Origin of the sequence: Dactylosporangium sp. CA-139114 (genome assembly GCF_050955725.1) — a bacterium.
Lineage (GTDB): Bacteria > Actinomycetota > Actinomycetes > Mycobacteriales > Micromonosporaceae > Dactylosporangium.
The window spans coordinates 1,383,361-1,408,092 of record NZ_CP192080.1; the positions used below are offsets into that span (position 1 = coordinate 1,383,361).

A 24,732-nucleotide genomic window follows, 5' to 3' on the forward strand; every position below is an offset into this window, starting at 1 on the left:
TTATATGGCCCGTGCGCCGGGGACGGGTGGTCCCTTCGGCGCGCCCGGACAGGTGTCGCCGAGCTTCCCCGCGACGGCGCCGAGCGCATCGGCCAGGGCCCGCGTCTGGGCCTCGTCGAGATGGTCGAAGATGAGCCGGCGCACGTCGGCCACGTGGGCCGGGGCGACGCGCTCGACGAACGCCCGCCCGGCGTCGGTGACCCGCGCGATGCTGACCCGCCCGTCGCAGGCGTCGCCGGAGATCTCGACGTAGCCGAGGTCGACGAGCTTGCGCATGCGGTGGCTCAGGCGGCTCGCCGACATGTTCATCTGCCCCGCGAGGTCGGACAGGCGCAGCCCGTCGCAGGCGCCGCTGAGCGCGGCCAGCAGCCCGTATTCGACGTGGACCAGGCCGTGGGGCCGGAACGTGCGCTCGAGCTCGGGGAAGCCGACGAGCACGACGGCCAGCAGCGACATCCAAGCGTGCCGCTCGGTGTCGTCCAGCCATCGCGGCTCGTCCGTCATGGGTTCCATGGTGCCCGGATCTTGCGGGATTGAGCCAACGACGCGTCCGATAGGCGTCAGAACCGGCCGATCGCGATGATCACCGCGAGGGCGCCGAGCAGCACGTTGATGCCGATCATGGGGTACTCCCGGGCGCGCGCGTGGTCCACGACGGCCAGCAGCATGATGACGGCCAGCCCGACGGCGGCGAGCGGGGTGAGGATCGGCGCGATGCCGGTGGCCCACGGCAGGATCAGCCCGAGGCCGCCGAGGATCTCCATGACGCCGATGAATCTGACGGTGCCCGGGCTGTACCGATGCACCCAGGTCATGTTCTTGCCCAGCTTCTCGACGGGCTGTGAGGCCTTCATCGCGCCCGCGCCCAGGAAGGCCACGCCCAGCAGCACCTGCAGCACCCAGAGGACAATGTTCATGCCCGGGATTGTGGGCACATATGATTGAAGCGTCAAGTATTCACGCGTTCCCCGCCGCCGGGTGATGGGGGCTCATCCGGTGGGCGCCCACCGTGTGCGCATGGAGACGTTGCACCGGCAGTCCCGCTGGGTCACCGGGTTCGCCGTGTTCGGCGGGAGCATGATGCTCGTCGTCGGCATCTTCCAGATCATCGTCGGGCTCACGGCGATCTTCGAGCGAACCTTCTACATCCTCGCCGACAGCTACCTCTTCGGCTTCAACATCGTCGCCTGGGGCTGGGTGCACCTCGCCCTCGGCGTGATCGTCGCGCTCGGGGGCGGGGCCGTGCTCGCCGGGCGGTTCTGGGGGCGGGTGCTCGGCATCGTGCTGGCCTCGCTGAGCGCGGTCGCCAACTTCGTGTTCCTGCCGTACTACCCGCTGTGGTCGATGCTGATCATCGCGGCGGACGTGGCGGTCATCTGGGCGCTGACGCGGTATGGGCATGACGAGGCCGTGCTGAGCTGACAGTGTGTGGGCCGGCCACATGTGACCGGCCCACAGTCCGATGCCACGATGCGGTGATGCACGTCACGACCAGAGGGCCGCAGACCGGCCCGCCCGTCCTGCTGATTCATGGCAACTGTTCTTCGTCCGCCTTCTGGGAGCCGCTCGTGCGGCACCTGCCCGAGCACTGGCGGCTGGCACTGCCCGACCTGCGCGGATACGGGCAGAGCCCCGCCCTCCCCATCGACGCGACCCGCGGGGTGCGCGACTTCGCCGACGACGTGGCCCCGCTGCTGGCCGAGCTCGCCGCCGGCGGCAAGGTGACCGTGGTCGGCCACTCGCTCGGCGGCGGCGTGGCGATGCAGCTGCTGCTGGACCACCCCGCGCACATCGGCGCCCTGGTGCTGGAGGCGCCGGTCTCGCCCTACGGCTTCGGCGGCACCCGCGACCTCGACGGCACCCCGACCACGCCCGACTTCGCGGGCACCGGCGGCGCCTCGGCCAACCCCGACTTCGTCCGGCTGCTCGAGGCGAAGGACCGTGGCACCGACGAGCAGACCAGCCCGCGCAACGTGATGCGCGCGTTCTACGCCGCGCCCGGGTTCGACTTCGGGGCGGACGAGGAGCTCCTCCTCGACAGCATGCTGACCACGGCGATCGGCGAGGCGAACTACCCCGGCGACGGCACCCCCAGCGAGAACTGGCCCGGCCAGGGGCCCGGCACCAAGGGCGTGCTCAACACCCTCTCGCCCCGCTGGCTGAACCTGTCCGGGATCGTCGAGCTGGCCGAGAAGCCGCCGATCACCTGGATTCGCGGGGAGCTGGACGCGATCGTCTCCGACACCTCGTTCTTCGACCTCGCGCAGCTGGGCAAGATGGGCCTCGTGCCCGGGTGGCCCGGCGAGGACGCGTGCCCGCCGCAGCCGATGATCGGCCAGACGCGGGCGGTGCTGGAGCGGTACGGCAACTACCGCGAGCTGGCGTGGGCGGGCGTCGGGCACAGCCCGCACGTCGAGCGCCCGGAGGAGTTCGCCGCCGCGCTGCGGGAGGTCGTCGGGGCCTGACGTTCGGATGCGCCGGGCCGCGGTGTGCTGCACAGTGTTGCGTGTGGATGCGACCGACAGCAGCGGCCTGGTCTCCGTCATCACCCCGATCTGCGTGATCGTCGGGCTGATCGGGGTGCTCGTGCCCATGGTGCCCGGCCTGGTGCTGTGCTGGGCCGGCGTGGCGGCGTGGGCCGTGTTCGGCGGGCACGGGGCGACCGGGTGGGCGGTGGGGATCGCGGCCACGGTGGTGCTCGCGCTGGGGTTCCTGGCGAAGTACCTCGTGCCGGGCCGCAACCTCAAGCGCGCCGGCGTGTCCAACCTGACCCTGTTCCTGGGCGGGGTCGGCGGGATCATCGGCTTCTTCCTGATCCCGGTGGTGGGGCTCGTCATCGGCTTCGTGCTGGCCATCTTCCTCGTGGAGCTGGCCCGCCACCACGACTCGCGGGCGGCCTGGGGCTCGACGAAGCACGCCCTGAAGGCGGCCGGGCTGTCGATGCTCATCGAGCTGGCGACCGGCCTGATCATCGCGGCCATCTGGCTCGCCGGCGTCTTCGTCGCGTAGGTCGGGGCCTGACCCCCGGTTGCGTCCTCGTCGATCCGGTAGCCGACCGAAAATGTCGTACCCGTGTGGCACTGTGTCGGCATGGAGATCGGTCGGCACATCGACGTCCTGGAGCGCGCCGGGCTGGATCTCGTCGACGCCGCGGAGGAGGCGGGCTTCGACGCCCCGGTCCCGACCTGCCCCGAGTGGACCGTCCGCGAGCTGGTCCAGCACGTCGGCTACGTGCACCGCTGGGCGGCCGCCTACGTCCGCGACCGCCGCACCCGCGTCCTGACCGACGACGAGGAGGCCGACGCGGTCGGCCCCTTCCCCGCGGACCCGGCGCTGCTCGACTGGTTCCAGGCCGGCCACACCGCGCTCGTCGACACCCTGCGCGCCGCCCCCGCCGACACCCCCTGCTGGCACTTCCTGCCCGCCGGGTCGCCGCTCGCCTTCTGGGCCCGCCGCCAGGCCCACGAGACCACGATCCACCGCGCCGACCTGGAGGGCGCCGTGGGCGACATCGCCGGCGTGGACGCCGACCTCGGCCTTGACGGCATCGACGAGCTGCTGATGGGCTTCTACGGCACACGCGGCCGCCGCCTGCGCGCCGAGACGCCCTGCACCCTGTCGGTCCACGCCCTCGACGGCGCCACCGCGGACGGCCCGCACGCGTGGACGGTCACCATGACCCCCGCGGGCGCCACCATCACGCGCGGCTCGACCCCCGGCGCCGACTGCACCCTGCGCGGCCCGGCGAGCGCGCTCTACCTGGCCCTGTGGAACCGCCGCTCCACCGCGGACCTCGACGTCGAGGGCAACGAGTCGGTGCTGTCGCTCTGGCGCGAACGGGCCACGATCCGCTGGACCTGACCTCCCCTCCCGCTCTTGCTCGCCCCCCTCGCGCCTTGCTGCTCCGGCTTCTGCTGCTTGCGCCTCGGTCTCTCGCGCTTCGCGGCCGCGAGGGGGATTCGCCACACGATGTCGGATCGACGAGGGTCGGCGTGGCAGACTCGGCCGGGACCTGAGTCATCGTTAGGGAGGGCGGCCGCATGGGGCGCGAGTTTGCATCCGTCGGGGTGGTGGGGCTCGGGACCATGGGGGCCGGCATCGTCGAGGTCTTCGCCCGCAACGGGATCGACGTCCTCGCCGTCGAGGTCAGCGACGCGGCGCTCGGCCGCGGCGAGCAGACCCTGCGCGGCAGCGTCGACCGGGCCGTGCGCAAGGGCAAACTCTCCGAGACCGAGCGCGACCAGCTGCTGAGCCGCGTCACGTTCGCGGTCGGGCTGCCCTCGCTGCACGCCGCGGACCTCGTCATCGAGGCGGTGCCCGAGCAGCTCGCGCTCAAGCAGCGGATCTTCGCCGAGCTCGACCGGGTGTGCAAGCCCGAGGCGATCCTGGCCACGAACACGTCCAGCCTCTCCGTCACCGAGATCTCGGTCGCCACGAGCCGCCCCAACCAGGTCGTGGGCATGCACTTCTTCAACCCGGCGCCGATCATGAAGCTGGTCGAGGTCGTGCGGACGGTCGTCACCGCCGACGACGTCGTCGCCGACATCGAGGGCCTGTGCGCGCGGCTGGGCAAGGTCGACGTGACCATCGGCGACCGGGCCGGCTTCATCGCCAACGCGCTGCTGTTCGGCTACCTCAACCAGGCCGTGTCCCTGCTCGAGGCGAAGTACGTCACCCGCGAGGACCTCGACGCCGCGATGCGCCTCGGCTGCGGGCTGCCCATGGGCCCGCTCGCGCTCATGGACCTCATCGGCCTCGACACCGCGTACGAGATCCTCGACACCATGTACCGCCGCGGCGGCCGCGACCGCCGCCACGCCCCGGTGCCGCTCATCAAGCAGATGGTCACGGCCGGGCTGCTGGGGCGGAAGTCGGGGCGGGGCTTCTACACGTATGAGAAGCCGGGCTCGCCCGTCGTCGTGCCCGACGAGTTCACCGGCCTCGCGGCCGCGGGGCCGAAGGCGTCCGGCGAGGCGGTGGCTGCGTCGCACGGTCTGGCGGCGGTGGGAGCGGGCGCGGTCGCGAAGGTCGGGGTCGTCGGCTCCGGCACGATGGCGACCGGCATCATCGAGGTCTTCGCCCGCGCCGGGTTCGAGGTCGTCTCGGTGACCCGCGGCGCCGAGCAGTCCGGCCGCACCTGTGAGGTGCTGAAGACGTCGTTGAACAAGGCCGTCGTGCGCGGCCGGCTCGACGAGGCCGGGCGCGACGCCGCGCTGGGCCGGGTCACCTGGTCCGCGACCATCGAGCACCTCACCGACGTGGACCTCGTCGTCGAGGCGGTCGTGGAGGAGCTGTCGGTCAAGAAGGCCCTCTTCGCCTCCCTGGACGAGATCTGCAAGCCGGGCGTCGTGCTCGCGACCACCACGTCGAGCCTGCCGGTCATCGAGCTCGCGGTCGCCACCGGGCGCCCCGCCGACGTGGTCGGCCTGCACTTCTTCAACCCGGCGCCGGCGATGGGGCTGGTCGAGGTCGTGCGCACGATCCGCACCGGCGAGCAGACCGTCGCCACCGCCACCGCGATCTGCCGGGCCCTGGACAAGCACCCGGTCGTGTGCGCGGACCGTTCCGGGTTCGTGGTGAACGCGCTGCTGTTCCCGTACCTCAACGACGCCGTGAAAATGGTCGAGGCCTCGTACTCGACCGCCGACGACATCGACCACGCGATGAAGCTGGGCTGCGGCTATCCGATGGGCCCGTTCGAGCTGCTCGACGTGATCGGCCTGGACGTGGCCCTGGCCATCCAGCGTGAGCTGTACCTCGAGCTGCGCGAGCCCGGCTTCGCCCCGGCGCCCCTGCTGGAGCACCTGGTGACGGCCGGCTACCTGGGCCGCAAGGCCGGCCGCGGCTTCCGCGACTACTCCAGAAGCTGACCGGCCGGCCGCGTCCGGTCGCGGGCCGAGGCACGAATGCGGGCGTGGCGGGGTTGCCGGCCGCGAGTCCCGTGAGCCGGGCGGGAGAGCCGATGGCGAGGGGCGGATAGGCTGGGCACGTGTCTCCCCGGCGCAACCACCCCAAGCGCGACGACGCACCGCCGCCGATCGATCTCGATCGGGTCAAGCGGGGCGTCGGCGCCGTGCAGCAGTGGAGCGACGGGGAGTGGCAGGTGCGCAACATCCCGGCGGGCGGGGCGACGAAGGCGTACCGCTGCCCGGGCTGCGACCAGGAGATCGGGCCGGGCGTGCCGCACCTCGTGGCCTGGCCCGCGGACGAGCGCGGTGACCTGACCGATCGGCGGCACTGGCACACCGGGTGCTGGCGCGCTCGCGACCGGCGCGGGCCCAACATCCAGCGTAGCCGCAGCGCGCCCCGCTACGGCTGAGCAGCGCGGACACCGGGCGAGCCGCCGGCGTGCGAAGGGCGGTCGAGCGGACGAAGGGCCCGGGAGCACGGGCTGAGCACGCTAAGGCTGGGGAAGGTCGCGGCGCACGAACGAGCGCGTCTGCACGGCGACGAACGGCATCGGCGCCTGCGAGGACAGCCACGTCGACCGGCGGCGGCGGATCGACCGCCACGGCTCGCCCGCGACCGAGCGGGCCAGCGCCGCCACGCTCAGGATCAGGCCCATCGCCCGGGTCCGGCCGGGCGTGAGGTGCCGGTGCGCGAAGGCCATGCGCTCGGTCAGCAGGGCCGTGCTCACCAGGCGCGCCGGGCGCGGCGAGGGCGGGTTCGCCGTCATCCGCGCGTCGGGAACGAGGGTCGGGCGGGCGCCGAGGGCTCGTGCGCGGACCGACAGGTCCGCCGTGGGAAGGCGCTCGTCGAAGCCGCCCAGCATGTCCCACAGATCGCGCTCGATGAGCAGCATCCGCGGGGTCAGGGCGGGCACGGCGCCGCCGATCGAGCGGTCCAGCCGCGGCAGCCGTTCTGGGTCGAACGGCAGGCTCAGCGCCAGGCACGCCGTGCCCAGCAGGGAGGGTGCGGCCTCGACGGTGCGGCCGTCGTCGACCCCGTCGCGCAGGGTGCGGCCGGTGCAGAGCCGCTCGTCGGGGTGGGAGCCCGCGTGCTCGAGCAGCGTGCGGACCGCGTCGCCGACGGGCTCGAGGCCGGGATCGAGGAAGAGCAGCCACGGCGCGCGGGCGCTCGCCGCCCCGAGGTTCAGCGCGGCCGGCGCCGGCAGGGGCTCGTCCTGGCGGATCAGGGTGACGTCGCGGAAGGCGTGGCGCACGGCGGCCGCGGTGTTGTCGGTGGATCCGTTGTCCACCACGATCATCTCGGCCGGCACCTCGGTCCCGGACTGGATCGCGCCGAGTCCGCGCAGCAGACCCGCACGCGCGTTGTGCGCGACGGAGACGATGCTGACGACCGGCGCTGGCTGGCTACTGCTCACGAGTGGCTCCCACGGCGAGGCTGAAGCTTCCCGGATGGTACCGGCGGCCGGGGTGACACGAGCCGAAAGTACCGAGGGAGCTTGGCCGATCCGGCGGGTGACATTCCGGAGGATCGGCCCTGCGAGCAGCGAAAACGTAGATTTTGGACATGAACTTCGCCCGGGTCTGACTGCCGCCGGGTGGCGTGTCGCTGCTATCCTCTCGACGGCGGCGCAGGAAAGCCCGGCCGGCCATTTGTGCTCATGCATTCAAACATTCCTCGGACCATTGCCTTGCGGGCCTGAAACGGACTGCAGCCGGAAACGGGGAACGAACGCAATGCTCGATGGCGGCCGGGGTGACGGCTTGACGGTGACGCTCGGTTTAAGCCCCTGCGGTGCGTGATGGCGCTAGAACGGACGGTGATCATGCGGTGTCGATCGGTGATCAAGCGTTCGGCCTGGTCATCGCCGCCAGATTTGATAGGTCGCCGTCACTACGCGATCCTTAAGTCCGGCATAGAAGTCAATTAAGGCGACGCAGCGTGATTTTCGGAGAAGTTTCGCGCGCGCGGGCGGCGTCTTGTCCTTTTTTCCCTTATTGGACGATGCTTTCGGCAAAGGTGCAGCACCGGTGGTGTCAATAGCACCTTCAGCCACGTCGGGAATGCGGCACGATGGTTCCCGTTATGGCGGCTTCCTCGGTACCTTACCGCTGGGGTTCGGCCGCCCAACGGCAGTCAAGGTGACGAACGCCACCGCATTTCACCTTCGATAAGTGGATTGAGCAGCACGTAAGGGGGTTGGGATGGTTCTGGCGGATTCGGCCACGGTCGAGACCGCGGTGATGGCGGCTTTCCCAGGAGTTCAGCGGCGCCGGCTCAGGTCGACCGGGCGCAATCTCCTCGTTGCGTTCCTCGGCGATACTCTGGCTGTCACGCTCACCATCACGACCGTCGTACTGTTCATGGCCGGCGACCTGATGGGCGGGGCATTCGTCGCACCGGGCGTGGGGGTCGCGCCCGTGTACTCCGTCACCGTGTTCGGACTGTTCTGGCTGCTCTTGCTCGCGGGCAACCGCATGTACGACCGGTGGTTCCTGGAGAACCGCACCGGCATGATCTACCGGAGCCTGCGCGCCGCGGTGATCGCGGTCGCGATTCTGGCCCCGATCTGCGTGCTCTTCGACCTGCTGTACCTGCTCAAGCCGATCATCGTCGCCGTGCCCGTCGCCGCCGGCCTGACGATCGCCGGCCGCTACGCCACGCTCGCGGTGCTGCGCACGGTGCAGCGCGAATACGTCCGCCAGCGCACCCTGGTCATCGGCCCGGCCGACTCGGTCGTCACGCTCCTCACGGCGCTGCGCCGCGACCGCTCGTACGGCCTTCGGGTCGCGGGCGCCTGCATCACCGACCTCGACCAGGCCCGCAAGGTCACCGCTCACTCCATCCCGGTGTACGACGACCTCAAGGACGTGGCCGGCACCGCACTCAGCACGGGTTGCACGGCGGTGCTGGTCGCGCTGCCGCTGGAGATGGACCCGTACAAGATGCGCCGCCTGGCCTGGGAGCTCTCCGACAACGACATCGAGCTGCTGGTCGCGCCGGCCCTGCCCGAGGTCGCCCCCGAGCGCGTCGCCGTGCTGCCCAGCGGCGGCGGCCCGCTGCTGCACGTGCGCGCCCCCGTGCTCACCGGCCCGCAGCGCGCGGTCAAGAACGTGCTCGACCGCCTGCTGGCCGGCATCCTGCTGATCCTGGCCGGGCCGTTCATGCTGGTCATGGCGATCATGATCCGCGCCACGAGCCCGGGGCCGGCCCTGTTCCGCCAGCCGCGCGCCGGGATCAACGGCAAGGAGTTCACCTGCTACAAGTTCCGCACCATGGTCAAGGACGCGGACAAGCTGCGGCAGGAGATCGAGCACCTCAACCAGCACACCGAGGGCCTGCTGTTCAAGATGAAGCGGGACCCGCGGGTGACGAAGGTCGGCGCGATCCTGCGCCGCACCTCGCTCGATGAGCTGCCGCAGCTGCTCAACGTCATCAACGGCACGATGTCGATGGTCGGCCCGCGCCCGCCGCTGCTGTCGGAGGCCGCCGAGTACGACGACGACGTGCGCCGCCGCCTGCTGGTCAAGCCGGGCATGACCGGGTTGTGGCAGGTCAGCGGCCGCTCCGAGCTGTCCTGGCAGGAGTCGGTGCGGCTCGACCTCAACTACGTCGACAACTGGTCCCCGCTGCTCGACCTGCGCATCCTCGCCCGCACCGCGAGCGCGGTCGTCCGGGGCACCGGCGCCTACTGAACGCTCACGACGACCCCGGCGAGCCCGCTCGCCGGGGATTTTTTCGTCTCAGCGGTGCTGGGGCCGCCGGGGTTTTGCTGTCTCAGCGGGTGCTGAGGTCGCTGCCCCAGCCGCCCTTGTCGCGGCGGACCCGGCTCAGCGTGCGGTCCAGCACGAGCACGCCGAGGTAGGCGGCCGCGTCGAGCGGGCTCACCTCGCGGCGGCGCAGCAGACCCGCCAGCGAGCCCAGGCCGGGCCCGCCCTCGCCGCCGGTCGAGTGCGGCCGCCGCAGGGCGGCGAGCTGGCGGTTGCCCCGGCGGACGCGGACCCTTCGGTTCAGGTGCGATCTGACGGTACGAGCTGGGCGCACCAAAGACCGGGCCTCGGACACCACCAGGCGTTCGTCGGGGGCGAAACTGGTGTGCACCCAGCCGTCATCGGCGATCACATCCGGCATCGGGAAGACCCGTGCGTGGCCCGCCTCGGTCAGCACGTAGACGCCGACCCCGGCGAGCGCGCGCGTCGGGGTGAGGAGCCGGTGGTGCACCCGGTGGACGCGCCGTGCGATCGGCCCGACCCGGTCGAGGTCGAGCTCGGGCACGGGCGCGCAGGCCAGCACGCCCGGCCGGGCACAGGCCCGGACCAGGGCCCGGACGGACTCGGCGGTCAGCTCGACGTCGGCGTCGAGGTAGAGCCGCGGGAAGCTCCGGCAGGCCTCGTCCCCGAGTCGCAGCGCGGGCACCTTGCCGGGCACCGGCGTGTCGATCACGCGCACGCCGGGCACGGCGGCCGCGGCCTCGGCGGTGCCGTCACCGCACGCGTTGGCCACGACGATGACGTCGAACTCGCCGGGCTCGGCGCCCTCGAGCAGCCGCTTCAGGTTGCGCCCGATGACCGCGGCCTCGTTGTGGGCCGGGATGACGATGCTGACCATGGTCGCCGGTGCCCGCCGCTCAGGCGACGTGGATCTCGGCGGCCACCCCGAGCTCCACGAGGGTCTTGGCGATCTCCTCCTGGTACGCCGGGTTGGTGATGACGACCGCCTTCGGCTGCAGCGCGGTCAGCGACGACGGCGGGTCGACCCGGTGCCCTGTGACGGGCAGGAACCGGCCCCACTTGCGCGGGTTGAGGTCCACGACGCCGGCCAGGGCGAGCTCGCGGTCGGCGAGGGCCAGGAACTGCACGCCCCGCGACCCGGCGCCCCACAGCACCGGCTTGGCGCCCTCGGCGTCGAGGCGCGCGATGGTGGCCCGCCAGCGCTCCCGCTCGGCGTGGTGCCGCTGCGCGAAGCCGGCGCCGGCGGCGAGCTGCTTGTCGCGCGCCCGCAGCGAGGGCAGCTCGCCCGTGTGCGCGACGTGCCCGCCGGCGCGGGGGCGGTTGGCCGAGACCTCGATGTAGCGGTACATCCCGGAGAACAGCGTCCCGGTCGACTCGACCGTCCAGCCGGCCCGGCCGAAGATGCTCGCGAGGGCGTAGGCGCCGAAGTACGACACGCGCGGGTACGTGACCTCCCAGCCGGCGCCGGCGAGCTCGTGCGCGGCGTCGGAGACCTCGACGTAGCCGAACACCTCGCGCCCGGCGGCCTGTTCACGCAGGTCGACCAGGAACTCGTGCGGGTCGTCGAGGTGCTCGAACCAGTGGCGGGAGGTGAAGAAGTCGTACCGTGGGAGGCCGTCCTTGCGGGGCGCCAGCGCGCTGTGGAACGTGGTGGCGCCCTGCTCGCCCTCCTCGCCGGCGTACCGCGCGTCGTAGCCCACGCCCGTGGCCCCGCCGATCCGGGTGAGCTCCTTGAGGAACTCGCCCTGCTCGCACCCGATGTCCAGCACGAGCTTGCCGTTGAGGTCGTACCGCTCGTTGAGGTTCTCGACGAGTTCGGTGGAGAACCGCTGGAAGGCGGGGGAGAAGTACCGGCTGGTGTCCATCGTCGTGTCGTACGCCAGCCGGTCCGGCTCGAACGCGATGTTGCGCACGTACGCGCAGCGGGGGCAGGCGGCGAGCGTCATCCGGCCGGTCGGCGAGGCGACGGCGTCGCCGTGCGCCTCCCAGTGCACGCCGTTGAGGACCGGGACGTCGCCGAGCTCGGCGAACGGGACGAGCTTGTCCTCGTCGCAGGCGTCACAGACGCGGGGGACGTGCTCCGTGGTCACGCCGACACCCGCCGCTCGTGCCCGGCTTCCCGGCGGTCATGGGCAGTGACGAGCACGCGCATAGCGAAGCTCCCGATCGTCGACGGGTGGGAGGTGAGTTTATGGGTCGCCAGACGGCCGCGGTGTCGTCTGTCGATTTCCTGACTTACACGTCTGCGTGGCGGCGCCGCTCGTTCGTCGTGCTGTGCCGCGCGGGCCTGCTCTGGCTCGTTGTGCTTGGTCGCGCGCGTATGGTTCGGCGGCCAGCATTCTACGACTTCTCCGGCCGAGTGATGCGACCGAGGCTGGTTGCCGGGGTGGCCTTGGTCAGCGGGTGCCGTTGGCCTCGACGGTGACCTTGCCGTTGGCCGGGAGCGCGGCGGTGGCGGCGGTCAGCTCCTCGTCGAGCTCGGCCCCGTCCGTCCTGGGCTCCTCCGCCTTCGCGGCCTTGGGCTCCTCCGCCTTCGTGGCCTTGGTCTCCTCGGGCTTCGTGGCCTTGGCGCCCTGGGCCTTCGACTTCGCGTTGCCGTTCGTGCTCGGCTTGGGCTCTGCCGCCTTCGCCTCGGCGGCCTTCGCCTCCGCGGCCTTGAGCGCCTCGGCGGCCTTGAGCGCCTCGGCGGCCTCGGCCTTCGCGGACTCCAGCGCCGCCTGGGCGGCCGCGACCTCCGCCTCCAGCGTCGCCACCTTCGCCTTCAGCGTCTCGGCCTCGGCGGCCGCGGTGCGCAGGGAGTCGGCCTCCGACGCGGTCGCGCGCAGGGTCTCGGCCTCCGCGGCGGCCGCGCGCAGCGAGTCGGCCTCGGCCTCCAGGGCGGCGATGCGGGCCTTGAACTGCTCGGCCTCGGTGTCGGCGGCGGCGCGGATCTCGGCCGTCTCGGCCTCGGCGGCGGCGCGGGCGGTCTCGGCGGCCTTCAGGGCCTCGGCGGCCTTCCGGGCCTCGTCGGCCTTGATGGCGGCCTCCCCGCGCAGGGCCTCGGCGTGGGTCGCCGCCTCGGCCTTGACCGTCTCGGCGTGCGTGGCCGCCTCGGCCTTGACGGTCTCGGCGTGGGTCGCGGCCTCGGCGCGCAGCGAGTCGGCCTCGGCGGCCGCGGCCGTGCGCAGGGACTCGGCCTCGGCGGCGGCCGCGGCGCGCAGCTCGGCGAGCTCGGCGTCGTGGGCGGCGCGCAGGTCGCGCAGCTGCTGCTCGAGGGTCTCGCGGTGGTTGGCGACCTCGGCGTCGGCGGCCTGCTTGGCGGTGACGGTGTCGGCCTCGAGCTTGCGGCGGGCCTGCTCGGCGGCCTCGGCGGCGGCGGCCTCGGCCTGGGCGGCGAGGGCGGCCGCGGCCTCCTGGGCCTGCGCGGCGACGGCGGCGGCGTGCTCCTGGGCCTGCTTGGCGACCGCCTCGGCGGCCTCCTGGGCCTTGGCGGCCACGGCCGCGGCGGTCTGCTGAGCCTGGGCGGTGAGCGTGTCGGCCTCGTGCTTGGCCCGGGCGGCGAGCGTGGCCGCCTCCTCCTGGGCCTGCGCGACGAGCGCCGCGGCGTGCGACTTGGCGCCGGCGGTCTCCTGCTCGGCGGCGGCCCGCACGGCGTGGGCGTGCTGGTCGGCCTCGCTCTTGACGGCGGCGGCGTGCTGCTCGGCGGCCGTGCGCACCTGGTGGGCGTGGGCCTCGTTCTCGGCGCGGGCCTGCTCGAGCTGGGCGATGGTGGCCTGGTTGATGCGCTGGGCCTCGGCCTGGGCGGCGGCGATGATGCGCTCACCCTCGCCGCGGGCGTGGGCGGCGCGGTCCTCGATCGCGCGGGCCTCGGCGTCCAGCGACGAGCGGCGGTGGGCGACCGAGCGCTCCTCCTCCGCGCGGCGGGCGGCGAGGGCGAGCTCGAAGTCCTCGTTGGCCTTGGCGGCGCGGTTGCGGGCATCGGCGAGCAGCCGCTCGGCCTCGGCGCGCAGGCCGGCGATCTCCTGCACGGCGCCGGCGCGGATGTCGGCGGCCTGGTCCTCGGCGAGGCCCAGGATCTGCTCGACCCGCGGGCCGAGGTGGCGGAACGAGACGACCTCGCCGCGCCCGGGCGCGTGCCGGCGCAGCTCCTGCAGCTCCATCTGGAGATCCTGGACCTGCGAGGCGAGGGCCTGGACCTGGCCCCACACCTCTTCGTTCTCCAGCTTCAGCGCGGCGATCTCGTTCTCGGACTGCGTCCAGTACTTGTCGACCTGGTCACGTCGATATCCGCGGATCGCCGTTTCGAAGTCTGGCTCCGAGGACACCCCGGTGCCCGCGTTGAAGAGGTCGCCGCCGTCTGACATAACACCCATCCTCACACGCAACGTCCCGCCACGCGCAATTACACACTGCGCGTGACGGGACGTGCGATCGAACTCCCCGTGAATGATTGCAATCGGTCCGGTTTCGGTAGCGGCCCGCAATCCTGAGAAGCGGCACGATCGCCGCGACCCGCTGCTGTCAGGCGGAGACCTTCTCGCCGTCGCCGGACTTGCCCTTCTTGTCGCCGCCGCCCTGGGCCGGCGGCGCGGTCGGCATGATGCCGGCCAGGCCGGAGAGCATCTGCCCAAGCTGCGACGTAACCGCGTCCTTCTGGCGGGTGAGATCCTCGACCTCGCGGCGAGCGCGCTGCGTCGTCTCCTCGGCCTCGGCGCGGGCCTCGCTGAGCACCCGGTGGGCCTCGGCGCGGGCCTCGTTGACGGTCTTGTCGGCGAGGTTCTTCGCCTTGTCGACGGTCTCGGCGGCGGCCCGCTCGGACTCGACGCGGCGGGTCTCGGCGCGCTGCTCGATCTCCTTGGCCCGGTCCTCGGCCGCCCGGGCGCGCCCCTCGGCCTCGGTGACCAGCTTCTGGGTGGCGGCGACGGCGGAGGCGTGGCGCGCGGACTCGTCGCGCTCGGCCTTCTCCTGCCGCTCGGCGATCTCCAGCGCGAGGGACTGCAGGTCCTTGTCGCGCTTGTCGCGGGCGTCGGTGAGCAGCTTGGTCGCCTCGGCGCGCTTCTCCTCGGCCTCCCGAGCGGCCTTGGCCCGCAGCTGCGTGATCTCCCGCTCGGCGGTGGCCCGCAGCGTGGCGACCTCGCGCTCGACGGTCGCCTTGAGCTCGGCGACCTCGTGCGCGGTGGCGGTGCGCAGCTGCTTGGTCTCGCGCTCGGCGTCCGCCCGCAGCGTGTCGGCCTCGCGCCGGGCCTGCACCCGGACCTCGGCGGCCTCCCGCTCGGCGGCCGTGCGCAGGTTGCCCGCCTCGCGCTCCGCGGTCGCCTTCATGGCCGCCGACTCGGCGCGCGCCTTGTCGGTGATCTCACGGGCCTCCAGCCGGGCCGCGGAGATGATGCCCTCGGACTCGCGCTTGGCCTCGCCCCGGTGGTCGTTGGCCTGCTCCTCGGCCAGCCGCAGGATCTGCTCGACCCGCGTGCCCAGCCCCGAGAGCGTCGGCCGGTTGTTCTCTTCCAGCTGCTTGTTGGTGTCGCTGAGCTTCTGCTCCATCGTGCCGAGGCGCTGCTCGGCCTGACGGACCCGGCGCTGGGCCTCGGCGAGTCGGCCCTCGGCCTCTTCGCGGGCCTGATTGGCCTGCTGCATCTGCGCGGTGAGGCGCTGCAGCTTGCTGTCGACCTGCTGACGGTCGTAACCGCGCAGGACAACACTCAGCTCTTCGTGATCGGAGCCGTTCTGGAAGAAGTCAACCGAGGACTGCTGCTGGGGCATTGGCACATACTTGCAGACCACCCGGGGGAGTTCGCAAGGGTGGAACGGCTATCTTCCGCACAGCCCTCATGGTCAACTTTCCCAGGCCAGGACACGCCGCGTTTTTGTCACGCGTTCCGGGCGTGGCGAGATGAGCGCGACGTCCGGCGCGAATGGCCGGACGACCGGAGCGCGGGGGTGCTTGATCCCCACCGTGCGAGTGGGGGATCGAGCGACCGCGGGTGAGCACCGCGCGGGTGCCGAGTCCGCACCCACGCCGCGCCCGTGCCCGTCGCGGCCCGCGCCACGCCCCGCCCTACGCCCGCGCCGCCCGGGTCCGCGTCCGGTCCGTGCCCGCTCCGTTTCGCGCCGTTCAGGTCCGCGTCCGCGCCTGGTCGTGCCCGTTCCCCGCCGTTTCCGCGCGCGCATCGCGTCTGTGCCCGCGCCGTGCCCGGCTCCGCGCTGCGCCCGCCCCGTGCCCGGTTCCGTGCTGCGCCCGCCCCGTGCCCGGCTGCGCGCTGCGCCCGCGCCGTGCCCGCGCTGCGCCCGGTCCCGCGCCCGGTTCCGCGCCGCGCCGCGCCCGGCTCTGCGCCCGGTTCCGCGCCGCGCTGCGCCCGGTTCCGCGCTGCGCCCGGCTCTGCGCACGGTTCCGCGCCGCGCCCGGCTCTGCGCACGGTCCCGCGCTGCGCCCGGCTGTGCGCCCGGTTCCGCGCCGCGCTGCGCCCGGCCTCGCTGCGCCCGCGCCGTGCCCAGCTCCGCGCTGCGCCGCTCAGCTCCGCGCTGCGCCGCTCAGCTCCGCGCTGCGCCCGCTTCCGCGCCGCGCTGCGCCCGCTTCCGCGCCGCGCTGCGCCCGCTTCCGCGCCGCGCTGCGCCCGCGCCGCGCCGCGCCCGCGCCGCGCTGCGCCCGGTTCCGCGCTGCGCCCGGTTCCGCGCCGCGCCCACGCCACGCCGCGCCCACGCCGCGCCGCGCCCACGTCGCGCCGCACTGCGCCCGGTTCCGCGCTGCGCCCAGCTCCGCGCTGCGCCCAGCTCCGCGCTGCGCCCGGCTTCGCTGCGCCCGCGCTGCGCCCGGCCTCGCTGCGCCCGCGCCGTGCCCGGTTCCGCGCTGCGTCCGCGCTGCTCCGCGCTGCGCCCCGCGTCCGCGCCGCGCTGCGCCCCGCGTCCGCGCCGCGCTGCGCCCCGCGCCCGCGCCGCGCTGCGCCCGCTCCGCGCTGCGCCCGCTCCGCGCTGCGCCCGCTCCGCGCTGCGCCCGCTCCGCGCTGCGCCCGCTCCGCGCTGCGCCCGGCTTCGCTGCGCCCGGCCTCGCTGCGCCCGCGCCGTGCCCGGTTCCGCGCTGCGTCCGCGCTGCGCGCTGCGTCCGCGGGTCGCCCAGCTCCGCGCTGCGCCCAGCTCCGCGCCGCGCCTGCTTCCGCTCCGCGCTGCGCCCGCTTCCGCGCCGCGCTGGGCCCGGTTCCGCGGCGCTGCGCCCGGCTTCGCTGCGCCCGCGCTGCGCCCGGCTTCGCTGCGCCCGCGCTGCGCCCGGCTTCGCTGCGCCCGCGCTGCGCCCGGCTTCGCTGCGCCCGCGCTGCGCCCGGTTCCGCGCTGCGCCCGGTTCCGCGCTGCGCCCGGTTCCGCGCTGCGCCCGGTTCCGCGCTGCGCCCAGCTCCGCGCCGCGCCGGAGGTCGGCGGCGGAGGAACGCGTGCCCGCGCGGTCGGGACCGGCCCCGCGCGGGCGACCCGCCCGCGCCCGGGGGCAACCGGGCGCGGGCAAGAGCGGGTGTGGGTGGCCCGGGGTCAGCATTGCGGAAGCGGGTATGGGTGGCCGGGGATCAGCGGTTGCGCGGAAGCGGGGCCGGGTGGCGCAGGGTCAGCGGTTGCGGAAGCGGTTGATGGCCGGCTCGTGCCGGGCGCGCAGCGCGGCGTCGCGAACACCGAGGCCCTCCGACGGGGCGAGGCCCAGCACCCCGACCTTGCCCTGGTGGAGGTTGCGGTGCACGTCGTAGGCCGCCTGCCCGGTCTGCTCCAGGGAGTACACCCGGGAGAGGGTCGGATGGATGCGCCCCCGGGCGATGAGACGGTTGGCCTCCCACGCCTCCCGGTAGTTCGCGAAATGGGAGCCCACGATGCGCTTGAGGTGCATCCACAGATACCGGTTGTCGTACTGGTGCGCGAACCCGGAGGTCGACGCGCACGTGACGATCGTCCCGCCCCGCTTCGCCACGAACACGCTGGCGCCGAACGTCTCGCGGCCCGGGTGCTCGAAGACGATGTCGGGGTCCTCGCCGCCGGTCAGCGCACGGATCTCGGCGCCGAAGCGCTTCCACTCGTCCGTGTCCTGGGTGTGCTCGTCGCGCCAGAAGCGGAAGCCGGAGCGGTCGATCACCAGCTCGGCGCCCATCGCCCGGCACAGCTGCGCCTTCTGCGGGCTGGAGACCACGCACACGGGCGTCGCGCCGCCGTTGAGGGCGAACTGCACCGCGTACGAGCCCAGCCCGCCCGACGCGCCCCAGATGAGCACGACGTCACCCTGCTTCATCCGGGCGCCGTGGTGGGAGACGAGCTGGCGGTACGCCGTCGAGTTGACCAGGCCGGGGCACGCCGCCTCCTCCCAGGACAGGTGCGCGGGCTTGGGCATGAGCTGGTTGGCCTTGACCAGGGCCAGCTCGGCCAGGCCGCCGTAGTTGGTCTCGAAGCCCCAGATGCGCTGCTGCGGGTCGAGCATCGTGTCGTCGTGCCCGGCGGCGTCCTCGAGCTCGACGCTCAGGCAGTGCGCGACGACCTCGTCGCCCGGCTTCCACTTGCTCACCCCGGGGCCGACGCGCAGCACCACGCCGGCCGCGTCGGAGCCGACCACGTGATAGGGCCGGTCGTGGCGCGCGGCGAGAGCGTTCAATCTGCCGTACCGGCGCAGGAACCCGAACGTCGAAACCGGCTCGAAGATCGAGGTCCACACCGTGTTGTAGTTGACCGCCGAGCCCATCACGGCGATGAGCGCCTCGCCCGGCCCGACCTCGGGGGTGGGGACCTCCTGCACGTGCAGGGACTTGCGGGGGTCCTTCTCGCGCGTCTCGAGCCCGTCGAACATGGCCGCCTCGTCGGCGCGCACCACGACGCCCCGGTAGCTGTCCGGCACCGGCAGCCCGGCCACCGCCCGCAGCTCGGCCGCCGGGTCCGCGGCCCCTTCCGCCTGCATGATCGCGTCGAGGATGTGCTGCATCGCTGGCGCTCCTAACGTCCGGTGAGGAAGCGTCGCCGCACACGGCGGCCGACGACCATGGGGACCGTCCACACATCTCGATCCCCGGGCCGGACGTTACTGATCGGTAACTAGGCGCGGAAGGCGCTAGTGAGAAACTGCATCAGCGGGCTGCACCAGCTCGACCAGCACGCCGCCGGCGTCCTTGGGGTGCACGAAGTTGATGCGGGAGCCGGCGGTGCCGCGCCGGGGCTGCGGATACAGCAGCCGCACCCCGCGCTCGCGAAGGGCGGCGCACGCGGCGTCCACGTCGGTCACGGTGTACGCCAGCTGCTGCATCCCCGGCCCGCTGCGCTCGAGGAACTTGGCGATCGTCGACTCCGGCGACAGCGGCGCGAGCAGCTGCAGGCAGCCGCCCTCGGGCGTCGGGCCGACCGAGAGCATGGCCTCGCGCACGCCCTGCTCCTCGTTGGTCTCCTCGTGGACGCAGCGCATGCCGAACACGCGGCCGTAGAACGCGATCGCCTCGTCGAGGTCCGCCACGGCGATGCCGACGTGGTCGATGCGCTGGATGCCGATGGGTGATATATCCAACTTCTGGGCCGAGGTCTCCATGGCGATAGTCTGAACTGATCCAACGTTCAGGTCGCGACGATGCGATGTGAACCTTCTCTCGGAAGGTCTCCTGCGATGACTCAGTCGGTGATCGTCAACGGCGCCCGCACGCCGATGGGCCGCCTGCTCGGCGCCCTCAAGGACTTCCCGGCCACCAAACTGGGCGAGATCGCGATCCGGGCCGCGCTCGAGCGCTCGGGGGTGGCGCCGGAGCAGGTGCAGTACGTGATCATGGGTCAGGTCCTGCAGGCCGGCGCCGGGCAGATCCCCGCGCGCCAGGCCGCGGTGGGTGCCGGGATTCCCATGCACGTCCCCGCGCTCACGATCAATAAGGTGTGCCTGTCCGGCCTCGACGCGATCGCGCTCGCCGACCAGCTCATCCGCGCGGGCGAGTTCGACATCGTCGTGGCCGGCGGGATGGAGTCGATGACCAACGCGCCGCACCTGCTGACCGGGCAGCGGCAGGGGTACAAGTACGGCGACGTGGTGATCAAGGACCACATGGCCCTCGACGGGCTCACCGACGCCTACGACCAGGTCTCCATGGGCGAGTCGACCGAGCGGCACGTGGCCCGCCTCGGCATCACCCGCGAGGCCCAGGACGCGTTCGGCGCGGCCAGCCACCAGAAGGCCGCCGCCGCGCAGAAGAACGGCCACTTCGCCGAGGAGATCGTCGCGGTCGAGATCCCGCAGCGCAAGGGCGATCCGCTGGTCGTCGCCGACGACGAGCAGATCCGGCCCGAGACCACGGCGGAGAGCCTGGCCAAGCTGCGCCCGGCGTTCACCAAGGACGGCACCATCACCGCCGCGACCTCCTCGCCGATCTCCGACGGGGCCTGCGCCGTGGTCGTGATGAGCAAGGCCAAGGCCGAGGAGCTGGGCCTGACCTGGCTCGCCGAGATCGGCGCCCACGGCAACGTGGCCGGCCCGGACAACTCGCTGACCAGCCAGCCCTCCAACGCCATCAAGCACGCGCTGGGCAAGGCCGGGCTGAGCACCGCCGACCTCGACCTGGTCGAGATCAACGAGGCCTTCGCCGCCGTCGGCGTGCAGTCCACCGCCGACCTCGGCATCGACCCGGCGATCGTCAACGTCAACGGCGGCGCGATCGCGCTCGGCCACCCCATCGGCATGAGCGGCGCCCGGCTCGCCCTCACCCTGGCCCTGGAGCTGCGCCGGCGCGGCGGCGGCCTCGGCGCGGCGGCCCTGTGCGGGGGCGGCGGCCAGGGCGACGCGCTGCTGCTGCGCGTGCCGAAGCAGTGACGATCCGCCGCTCGCGCGACGTGCCCGCGCTCGTGGGGGCCGCCCGGGAGGGCGACCCCCGCGCCGTGGCGCGCCTGATCAGCCTGGTCGAGGACGGTGACGAGGCGCTGCCGGCCATCGCGGCGGCGCTCGCCCCGCACACCGGCACGGCCGCGGTGATCGGGCTGACCGGATCGCCGGGCGTGGGCAAGTCCACGACGACGAACGAGCTCGTCCGGGCGTTGCGCAAGGCCGGGCGGCGGGTCGGGGTGCTCGCCGTCGACCCGTCCAGCCCGTTCACCGGCGGCGCGATCCTCGGCGACCGCGTGCGCATGCAGGACCACGCCACCGACCCCGGCGTCTACATCCGCTCCATGTCCAGCCGCGGCCACCTCGGCGGGCTCTCGGCGGCCACGCCCCAGGCGGCCCGGGTGCTGGAGGGCGCCGGCTGCGACCCCGTGGTGGTCGAGACCGTCGGGGTCGGCCAGGCCGAGGTCGAGATCGCCGGGCTGGCCGACACCACCGTCGTGCTGCTCGCCCCGGGCATGGGCGACGCGATCCAGGCGGCCAAGGCCGGCGTACTGGAGATCGCCGACGTGTTCGTGGTGAACAAGGCCGACCGCGAGGGCGCCGACGCCACCTACCGCGACATCCAGAACATGATCGGCCTCGGCGAGCGCGCCCCCGGGCAGTGGCGCCCGCGCGTCGTGCGCTGCGTCGCCGCGCGGGGTGAGGGCATCGACGAGCTGGTCGAGGCGATCGAGGCGCACCGGGCGCACCTGCACGACTCCGGCGAGCTCGACGCCCGCCGGGTGCGGCGGGCCGAGGCCGAGATCGAGGCGATCGCGCTGGGCACGCTGCGGGCCCGCATGAAGGACCTGCGCCGCGGCGACGCCCTCGCCACGCTGGCCCGCGACGTCGCGGCCGGCCGCGCCGACCCCCACGCCGCGGCCGCTGCCCTGCTGGCCCAGCTCGGCTAGTGTCCACGGATCGACCGGCGCGCCGATCCGCCGCGCGGACGCAACCGGCGGCGGCCGCGGCGACTCTCTCCTGGTGAGCGTCGGCGGTTGGCGCTCGGGCCGGACGGTACGGTGCACCTGCCGCAGGACGTGGAGCCAACGTGGAGGGATTGCAGTGAAGACGCTGACGGTCGACGGGGTCACGGTCGCGTACGAGCGGGACCACCCTGTGTTGCGCGACGTCTCGGTCGTCGTGTCCCCGGGCCAGATCCTGGCCGTGACCGGGCCCTCGGGCGCGGGCAAGACCACGCTGCTGTGGGCGATGGCCGGCCTGCTGCGCCCGGCCGAGGGCGTCGTGACGGTCGACGCCACGCCGCTGCGCGACCGCGACCACGCCGTCGCGGAGCGTGTGGTGCTCATCCCGCAGGACAACGGGCTCGCCGCGATCCTCACCGCCCAGGAGAACATCCAGGTCGCCATGATCGCGGGCGGCTCGGCCCCGGCCGACGCCCGGCGCGCCACGGTCTCCTCGCTCGAGCGGCTCGGTCTCGCCGCGCAGGCCGACCAGCTGGTGGAGGAGCTCTCCGGCGGTCAGCAGCAGCGCACGGCGATCGCGCGGGGCCTGGCCCTGCACGGCGACGTGCTGCTGGCCGACGAGGTGACCAGCGAGCTGGACGCGACCAACCGGCAGAAGGTGATGGAGCTGCTGCAGGAGGAGGCCCGGCGGGGCGCGGCGGTGGTGTTCGCGACCCACGACCCGGAGGCGGCGGCCGCCTGCGACCGCGAGCTGCACCTCTCCGACGGGGCGGCCCAGCTGGTGCGCGGCTGACCGCACTGTCTTCGCCGTGACGCAAGCCACCTCCGGGGTCTGATTCGCGAGTACGCTGCTCGCGTTTTTCATGACTCTGGGGAGTAGTGATCATGAGCGAAACCACCGACATCCACGACCCCGATCTCACCGGCGACGCGCTCGCCACCGTCGAGCCGGCCTCGGGCGTCGTCGTGCCGGCCCAGGCCGGGGCGCCCGAGCAGGAGCACTCCCGCTTCGACGACGCGGCCGAGAAGGTCACCACGTTCGCGGCCGGCGCGGCGGACCGGGTCGGCGAGCTGGCGGCCAGCACCGCGGCCGCCTCCGGGCGGGTCGCGTCGCAGGTGGTCGACCGGCTGCGCAACAACGCGGAGCTGGCCGCCGACCGCGGCACCACGACCATCGCCGACGAGGTGGTGGAGAAGATCGCCGGCATCGCCGCGCGGCAGGTCGAGGGCGTCTACGACCTCGGCGGCGACGTCGCCCGGGTGTTCGCCGCGGTCCGCGACCGCATCGGCCTCGGCGACGACGAGCGGGAGAACGGCAACCGGGGCGTCTCGGTGCGGCTCGAGGGCCGCAACGCCACGGTGCGGGTGACGCTCGTGATCGAGTACGGCTACGTCGTGTACTCGGTGGCGGAGAAGGTGCGCACGCAGGTCATCGGCTCGGTGGAGAACCTGCTCGGCCTCGAGGTCACCGCCGTGGACATCGTCGTGGACGACGTGCACGTCGAGGAGCGGGACAAGGCGGCGAAGTAGGCGGCATCGGCGAGGCCCGCGTCGAGGGGCGCGGGCCTTAGCGATCGTTCAGGTGGCCCGCTAGCATCGTGGTATGGATGCCCACGACATCGCGGAGGGGCGCGCCCGCTGGCAGCGCCGCTACGACGAGGCCCGCAAGCGCGACGCCGACTTCACCACGCTGTCCGGCACGCGGGTCGAGCCCGTGTACGGGCCGCCCGAGGGCGCCGACGTGCCCGGCTTCGAGCGGATCGGCTGGCCCGGCGAGTACCCGTACACGCGCGGCCTGCACCCGACCGGGTACCGCGGCCGGACGTGGACCATCCGCCAGTTCTCCGGGTTCGGCAACGCGCAGCAGACCAACGCGCGGTACAAGATGCTGCTCGGCGCGGGTGGCGGGGGCCTCTCGGTGGCCTTCGACATGCCCACCCTCATGGGCCGCGACTCCGACGAGCCGCAGTCGCTGGGCGAGGTGGGCCACTGCGGCGTCGCGATCGACTCCGCCGCCGACATGGACGTGCTCTTCGACGGCATCCCGCTGGCCGACGTCACCACGAGCATGACCATCTCCGGGCCCGCGGTGCCGGTCTTCTGCATGTACCTGGTGGCGGCCGAGCGGCAGGGCGCCGATCTCTCGCGGCTCGACGGCACGCTGCAGACGGACATCTTCAAGGAGTACATCGCCCAGAAGGAGTGGCTCTTCCCGCCCGAGCCGCACCTGCGCCTCATCGGCGACCTCATGGAGTACACGAACCGGAACATCCCGCGCTACAAGCCGCTGTCCGTGTCCGGGTACCACATCCGCGAAGCCGGCTCGACCGCCGCCCAGGAGCTCGCGTTCACCCTCGCCGACGGCTTCGGCTACGTCGAGCTGGGCCAGTCCCGCGGACTGGACGTCAACACCTTCGCGCCCGGGCTCAGCTTCTTCTTCGACGCGCACATCGACTTCTTCGAGGAGATCGCCAAGTTCCGCGCCGCGCGGCGCATCTGGGCCCGCTGGCTGCGCGACGTCTACGGCGCCACCAGCGAGAAGGCGCTCTGGCTGCGCTTTCACACCCAGACCGCCGGGGTCTCGCTGACGGCGCAGCAGCCGTACAACAACGTCGTGCGCACCGCCGTCGAGGCGCTCTCGGCCGTGCTGGGCGGCACGAACTCGCTGCACACCAACGCGCTGGACGAGACCCTCGCGCTGCCGACCGACGAGGCCGCCGAGATCGCCCTGCGCACCCAGCAGGTGCTCATGGAGGAGACCGGCATCACCAGCGTCGCCGATCCGCTCGGGGGGTCCTGGTACGTCGAGGCGCTCACCGACAAGATCGAGGCCGAGGCGGAGGCGATCTTCGCCCGCATCCGGGACATGGGTCACAACGGGTCGATCACCGCGGGCATCCTGCGCGGCATCGAGGACGGCTGGTTCATGAGCGAGATCGCCGACTCCGCCTTCGCCTACCAGCAGGCGGTCGAGAAGGGCGACAAGCGCGTCGTCGGGGTCAACGTGCACACCGGCTCGGTCACCCGCGACCTGGACATCCTGCGCGTCTCCCACGAGGTCGAGCTGGAGCAGAACAAGCTCCTCGCCACCCGGCGCGCCCAGCGCGACAACGCCGCGGTCAAGGAGCGGCTGGAGCGCATGGTCGCGGCCGCGCGCGGCGAGGAGAACATGATCCCGTCGATGCTGGACGCGGCCCGGGCCGAGGCGACGCTCGGCGAGATCTGCGGGGCGCTCAAGGACGAGTGGGGCATCTACCGCGAGCCGGCCCGCTTCTAGCCGCACCGGTCCAGCCCTCTGGCGTTACCGAACCGCAACGTAACTTCGCAACCGGCACCCTCCCCCGCTGGT

General features: G+C 73.1%; 21 protein-coding genes. 12 read left to right on the forward strand and 9 right to left on the reverse strand.

Annotated features, from left to right (window positions below; genetic code table 11):
- Together ACQP2P_RS06280 and ACQP2P_RS06285 are read right to left on the reverse strand one after the other, a co-directional pair.
- Positions 1-504, reverse strand: a complete 504-nt coding sequence (locus ACQP2P_RS06280; protein WP_433613986.1) for a MarR family winged helix-turn-helix transcriptional regulator — start codon at positions 502-504, stop codon at positions 1-3.
- 56 nt (positions 505-560) lie between these two features.
- Positions 561-917: a DoxX family protein gene (locus ACQP2P_RS06285; RefSeq protein WP_433613987.1), complete on the reverse strand. Its 357-nt coding sequence runs from the start codon at positions 915-917 to the stop codon at positions 561-563.
- A gap of 100 nt (positions 918-1,017) precedes the next feature.
- Between ACQP2P_RS06285 and ACQP2P_RS06290 the strand changes: the two genes are divergently transcribed.
- The 6 genes from ACQP2P_RS06290 (at position 1,018) to ACQP2P_RS06315 (ending at position 6,319) form a co-directional block, all read left to right on the forward strand.
- The gene (locus tag ACQP2P_RS06290) at positions 1,018-1,422 is read left to right on the forward strand and encodes a DUF7144 family membrane protein (RefSeq protein ID WP_433613988.1); all 405 of its coding nucleotides are present in this window, start codon (positions 1,018-1,020) and stop codon (positions 1,420-1,422) included.
- Between the two features lie 56 nt (positions 1,423-1,478).
- Positions 1,479-2,465 (forward strand): alpha/beta fold hydrolase, encoded by a 987-nt coding sequence (locus ACQP2P_RS06295; RefSeq protein ID WP_433613989.1) that lies wholly within the window; start codon positions 1,479-1,481, stop codon positions 2,463-2,465.
- Positions 2,466-2,508: 43 nt separating this feature from the next.
- Positions 2,509-3,009: a DUF456 domain-containing protein gene (locus ACQP2P_RS06300; protein WP_433613990.1), complete on the forward strand. Its 501-nt coding sequence runs from the start codon at positions 2,509-2,511 to the stop codon at positions 3,007-3,009.
- 81 nt (positions 3,010-3,090) lie between these two features.
- Positions 3,091-3,861 carry a maleylpyruvate isomerase family mycothiol-dependent enzyme gene (locus ACQP2P_RS06305; protein ID WP_433613991.1) on the forward strand — a complete coding sequence of 257 codons (771 nt, stop codon included), beginning with the start codon at positions 3,091-3,093 and terminating at the stop codon, positions 3,859-3,861.
- Between the two features lie 179 nt (positions 3,862-4,040).
- Positions 4,041-5,870 carry a 3-hydroxyacyl-CoA dehydrogenase family protein gene (locus tag ACQP2P_RS06310; protein ID WP_433613992.1) on the forward strand — a complete coding sequence of 610 codons (1,830 nt, stop codon included), beginning with the start codon at positions 4,041-4,043 and terminating at the stop codon, positions 5,868-5,870.
- Between the two features lie 119 nt (positions 5,871-5,989).
- The gene (locus ACQP2P_RS06315; protein WP_350616116.1) at positions 5,990-6,319 is read left to right on the forward strand and encodes a hypothetical protein; all 330 of its coding nucleotides are present in this window, start codon (positions 5,990-5,992) and stop codon (positions 6,317-6,319) included.
- A gap of 81 nt (positions 6,320-6,400) precedes the next feature.
- Here ACQP2P_RS06315 and ACQP2P_RS06320 read toward each other — a convergent pair whose 3' ends face one another.
- The gene (locus ACQP2P_RS06320; protein ID WP_433613993.1) at positions 6,401-7,324 is read right to left on the reverse strand and encodes a glycosyltransferase family 2 protein; all 924 of its coding nucleotides are present in this window, start codon (positions 7,322-7,324) and stop codon (positions 6,401-6,403) included.
- 787 nt (positions 7,325-8,111) lie between these two features.
- On the opposite strand from ACQP2P_RS06320, the gene ACQP2P_RS06325 reads away from it, so the two are divergent.
- The gene (locus ACQP2P_RS06325; RefSeq protein ID WP_433613994.1) at positions 8,112-9,602 is read left to right on the forward strand and encodes a sugar transferase; all 1,491 of its coding nucleotides are present in this window, start codon (positions 8,112-8,114) and stop codon (positions 9,600-9,602) included.
- Between the two features lie 82 nt (positions 9,603-9,684).
- Here the strand turns inward: ACQP2P_RS06325 and ACQP2P_RS06330 are convergent, their stop codons facing one another.
- The 6 genes from ACQP2P_RS06330 to mce form a co-directional block, all read right to left on the reverse strand.
- Positions 9,685-10,515 (reverse strand): glycosyltransferase, encoded by an 831-nt coding sequence (locus tag ACQP2P_RS06330; protein ID WP_433613995.1) that lies wholly within the window; start codon positions 10,513-10,515, stop codon positions 9,685-9,687.
- 19 nt (positions 10,516-10,534) lie between these two features.
- A complete protein-coding gene (locus tag ACQP2P_RS06335) occupies positions 10,535-11,728 on the reverse strand; it encodes a class I SAM-dependent methyltransferase (protein ID WP_433613996.1) in 1,194 nt (397 codons plus the stop codon).
- Positions 11,729-12,034: 306 nt separating this feature from the next.
- A complete protein-coding gene (locus tag ACQP2P_RS06340; protein WP_433613997.1) occupies positions 12,035-13,981 on the reverse strand; it encodes a hypothetical protein in 1,947 nt (648 codons plus the stop codon).
- Between the two features lie 157 nt (positions 13,982-14,138).
- Positions 14,139-15,377, reverse strand: a complete 1,239-nt coding sequence (locus ACQP2P_RS06345; protein WP_433613998.1) for a cell division protein DivIVA — start codon at positions 15,375-15,377, stop codon at positions 14,139-14,141.
- Positions 15,378-17,202: 1,825 nt separating this feature from the next.
- A complete protein-coding gene (gene ccrA, locus ACQP2P_RS06350) occupies positions 17,203-18,552 on the reverse strand; it encodes a crotonyl-CoA carboxylase/reductase (protein WP_433613999.1) in 1,350 nt (449 codons plus the stop codon).
- 126 nt (positions 18,553-18,678) lie between these two features.
- Positions 18,679-19,146: a methylmalonyl-CoA epimerase gene (gene mce / locus ACQP2P_RS06355; RefSeq protein WP_433614000.1), complete on the reverse strand. Its 468-nt coding sequence runs from the start codon at positions 19,144-19,146 to the stop codon at positions 18,679-18,681.
- A 75-nt stretch (positions 19,147-19,221) separates the two neighbouring features.
- On the opposite strand from mce, the gene ACQP2P_RS06360 reads away from it, so the two are divergent.
- The 5 genes from ACQP2P_RS06360 (at position 19,222) to ACQP2P_RS06380 (ending at position 24,660) form a co-directional block, all read left to right on the forward strand.
- Entirely contained in the window at positions 19,222-20,409 is a 1,188-nt protein-coding gene (locus tag ACQP2P_RS06360) for an acetyl-CoA C-acetyltransferase (RefSeq protein ID WP_433614001.1), read from the forward strand.
- 2 nt (positions 20,410-20,411) lie between these two features.
- On the forward strand, positions 20,412-21,368 hold the full coding sequence (gene meaB / locus ACQP2P_RS06365; RefSeq protein ID WP_433619007.1) for a methylmalonyl Co-A mutase-associated GTPase MeaB: 957 nt from the start codon (positions 20,412-20,414) through the stop codon (positions 21,366-21,368).
- Positions 21,369-21,522: 154 nt separating this feature from the next.
- Entirely contained in the window at positions 21,523-22,176 is a 654-nt protein-coding gene (locus ACQP2P_RS06370) for an ATP-binding cassette domain-containing protein (protein ID WP_433614002.1), read from the forward strand.
- Positions 22,177-22,268: 92 nt separating this feature from the next.
- Entirely contained in the window at positions 22,269-22,913 is a 645-nt protein-coding gene (locus ACQP2P_RS06375) for an Asp23/Gls24 family envelope stress response protein (RefSeq protein ID WP_433614003.1), read from the forward strand.
- A 73-nt stretch (positions 22,914-22,986) separates the two neighbouring features.
- Positions 22,987-24,660 (forward strand): acyl-CoA mutase large subunit family protein, encoded by a 1,674-nt coding sequence (locus ACQP2P_RS06380; RefSeq protein WP_433614004.1) that lies wholly within the window; start codon positions 22,987-22,989, stop codon positions 24,658-24,660.
- Positions 24,661-24,732: the final 72 nt, after the last annotated feature.

What these genes read in the sequence shown, in the direction of transcription:
- ACQP2P_RS06280 (WP_433613986.1), bottom strand. Translation starts at nt 504, where the DNA reads ATGACGGACGAGCCGCGATGGCTGGACGACACCGAGCGGCACGCTTGG.
- ACQP2P_RS06285 (WP_433613987.1), bottom strand. Translation starts at nt 917, where the DNA reads ATGAACATTGTCCTCTGGGTGCTGCAGGTGCTGCTGGGCGTGGCCTTC.
- ACQP2P_RS06290 (WP_433613988.1), top strand. Translation starts at nt 1,018, where the DNA reads ATGGAGACGTTGCACCGGCAGTCCCGCTGGGTCACCGGGTTCGCCGTG.
- ACQP2P_RS06295 (WP_433613989.1), top strand. Translation starts at nt 1,479, where the DNA reads ATGCACGTCACGACCAGAGGGCCGCAGACCGGCCCGCCCGTCCTGCTG.
- ACQP2P_RS06305 (WP_433613991.1), top strand. Translation starts at nt 3,091, where the DNA reads ATGGAGATCGGTCGGCACATCGACGTCCTGGAGCGCGCCGGGCTGGAT.
- ACQP2P_RS06310 (WP_433613992.1), top strand. Translation starts at nt 4,041, where the DNA reads ATGGGGCGCGAGTTTGCATCCGTCGGGGTGGTGGGGCTCGGGACCATG.
- ACQP2P_RS06325 (WP_433613994.1), top strand. Translation starts at nt 8,112, where the DNA reads ATGGTTCTGGCGGATTCGGCCACGGTCGAGACCGCGGTGATGGCGGCT.
- ACQP2P_RS06330 (WP_433613995.1), bottom strand. Translation starts at nt 10,515, where the DNA reads ATGGTCAGCATCGTCATCCCGGCCCACAACGAGGCCGCGGTCATCGGG.
- ACQP2P_RS06340 (WP_433613997.1), bottom strand. Translation starts at nt 13,981, where the DNA reads ATGTCAGACGGCGGCGACCTCTTCAACGCGGGCACCGGGGTGTCCTCG.
- ACQP2P_RS06345 (WP_433613998.1), bottom strand. Translation starts at nt 15,377, where the DNA reads ATGCCCCAGCAGCAGTCCTCGGTTGACTTCTTCCAGAACGGCTCCGAT.
- ccrA (WP_433613999.1), bottom strand. Translation starts at nt 18,552, where the DNA reads ATGCAGCACATCCTCGACGCGATCATGCAGGCGGAAGGGGCCGCGGAC.
- mce (WP_433614000.1), bottom strand. Translation starts at nt 19,146, where the DNA reads ATGGAGACCTCGGCCCAGAAGTTGGATATATCACCCATCGGCATCCAG.
- ACQP2P_RS06360 (WP_433614001.1), top strand. Translation starts at nt 19,222, where the DNA reads ATGACTCAGTCGGTGATCGTCAACGGCGCCCGCACGCCGATGGGCCGC.
- ACQP2P_RS06375 (WP_433614003.1), top strand. Translation starts at nt 22,269, where the DNA reads ATGAGCGAAACCACCGACATCCACGACCCCGATCTCACCGGCGACGCG.
- ACQP2P_RS06380 (WP_433614004.1), top strand. Translation starts at nt 22,987, where the DNA reads ATGGATGCCCACGACATCGCGGAGGGGCGCGCCCGCTGGCAGCGCCGC.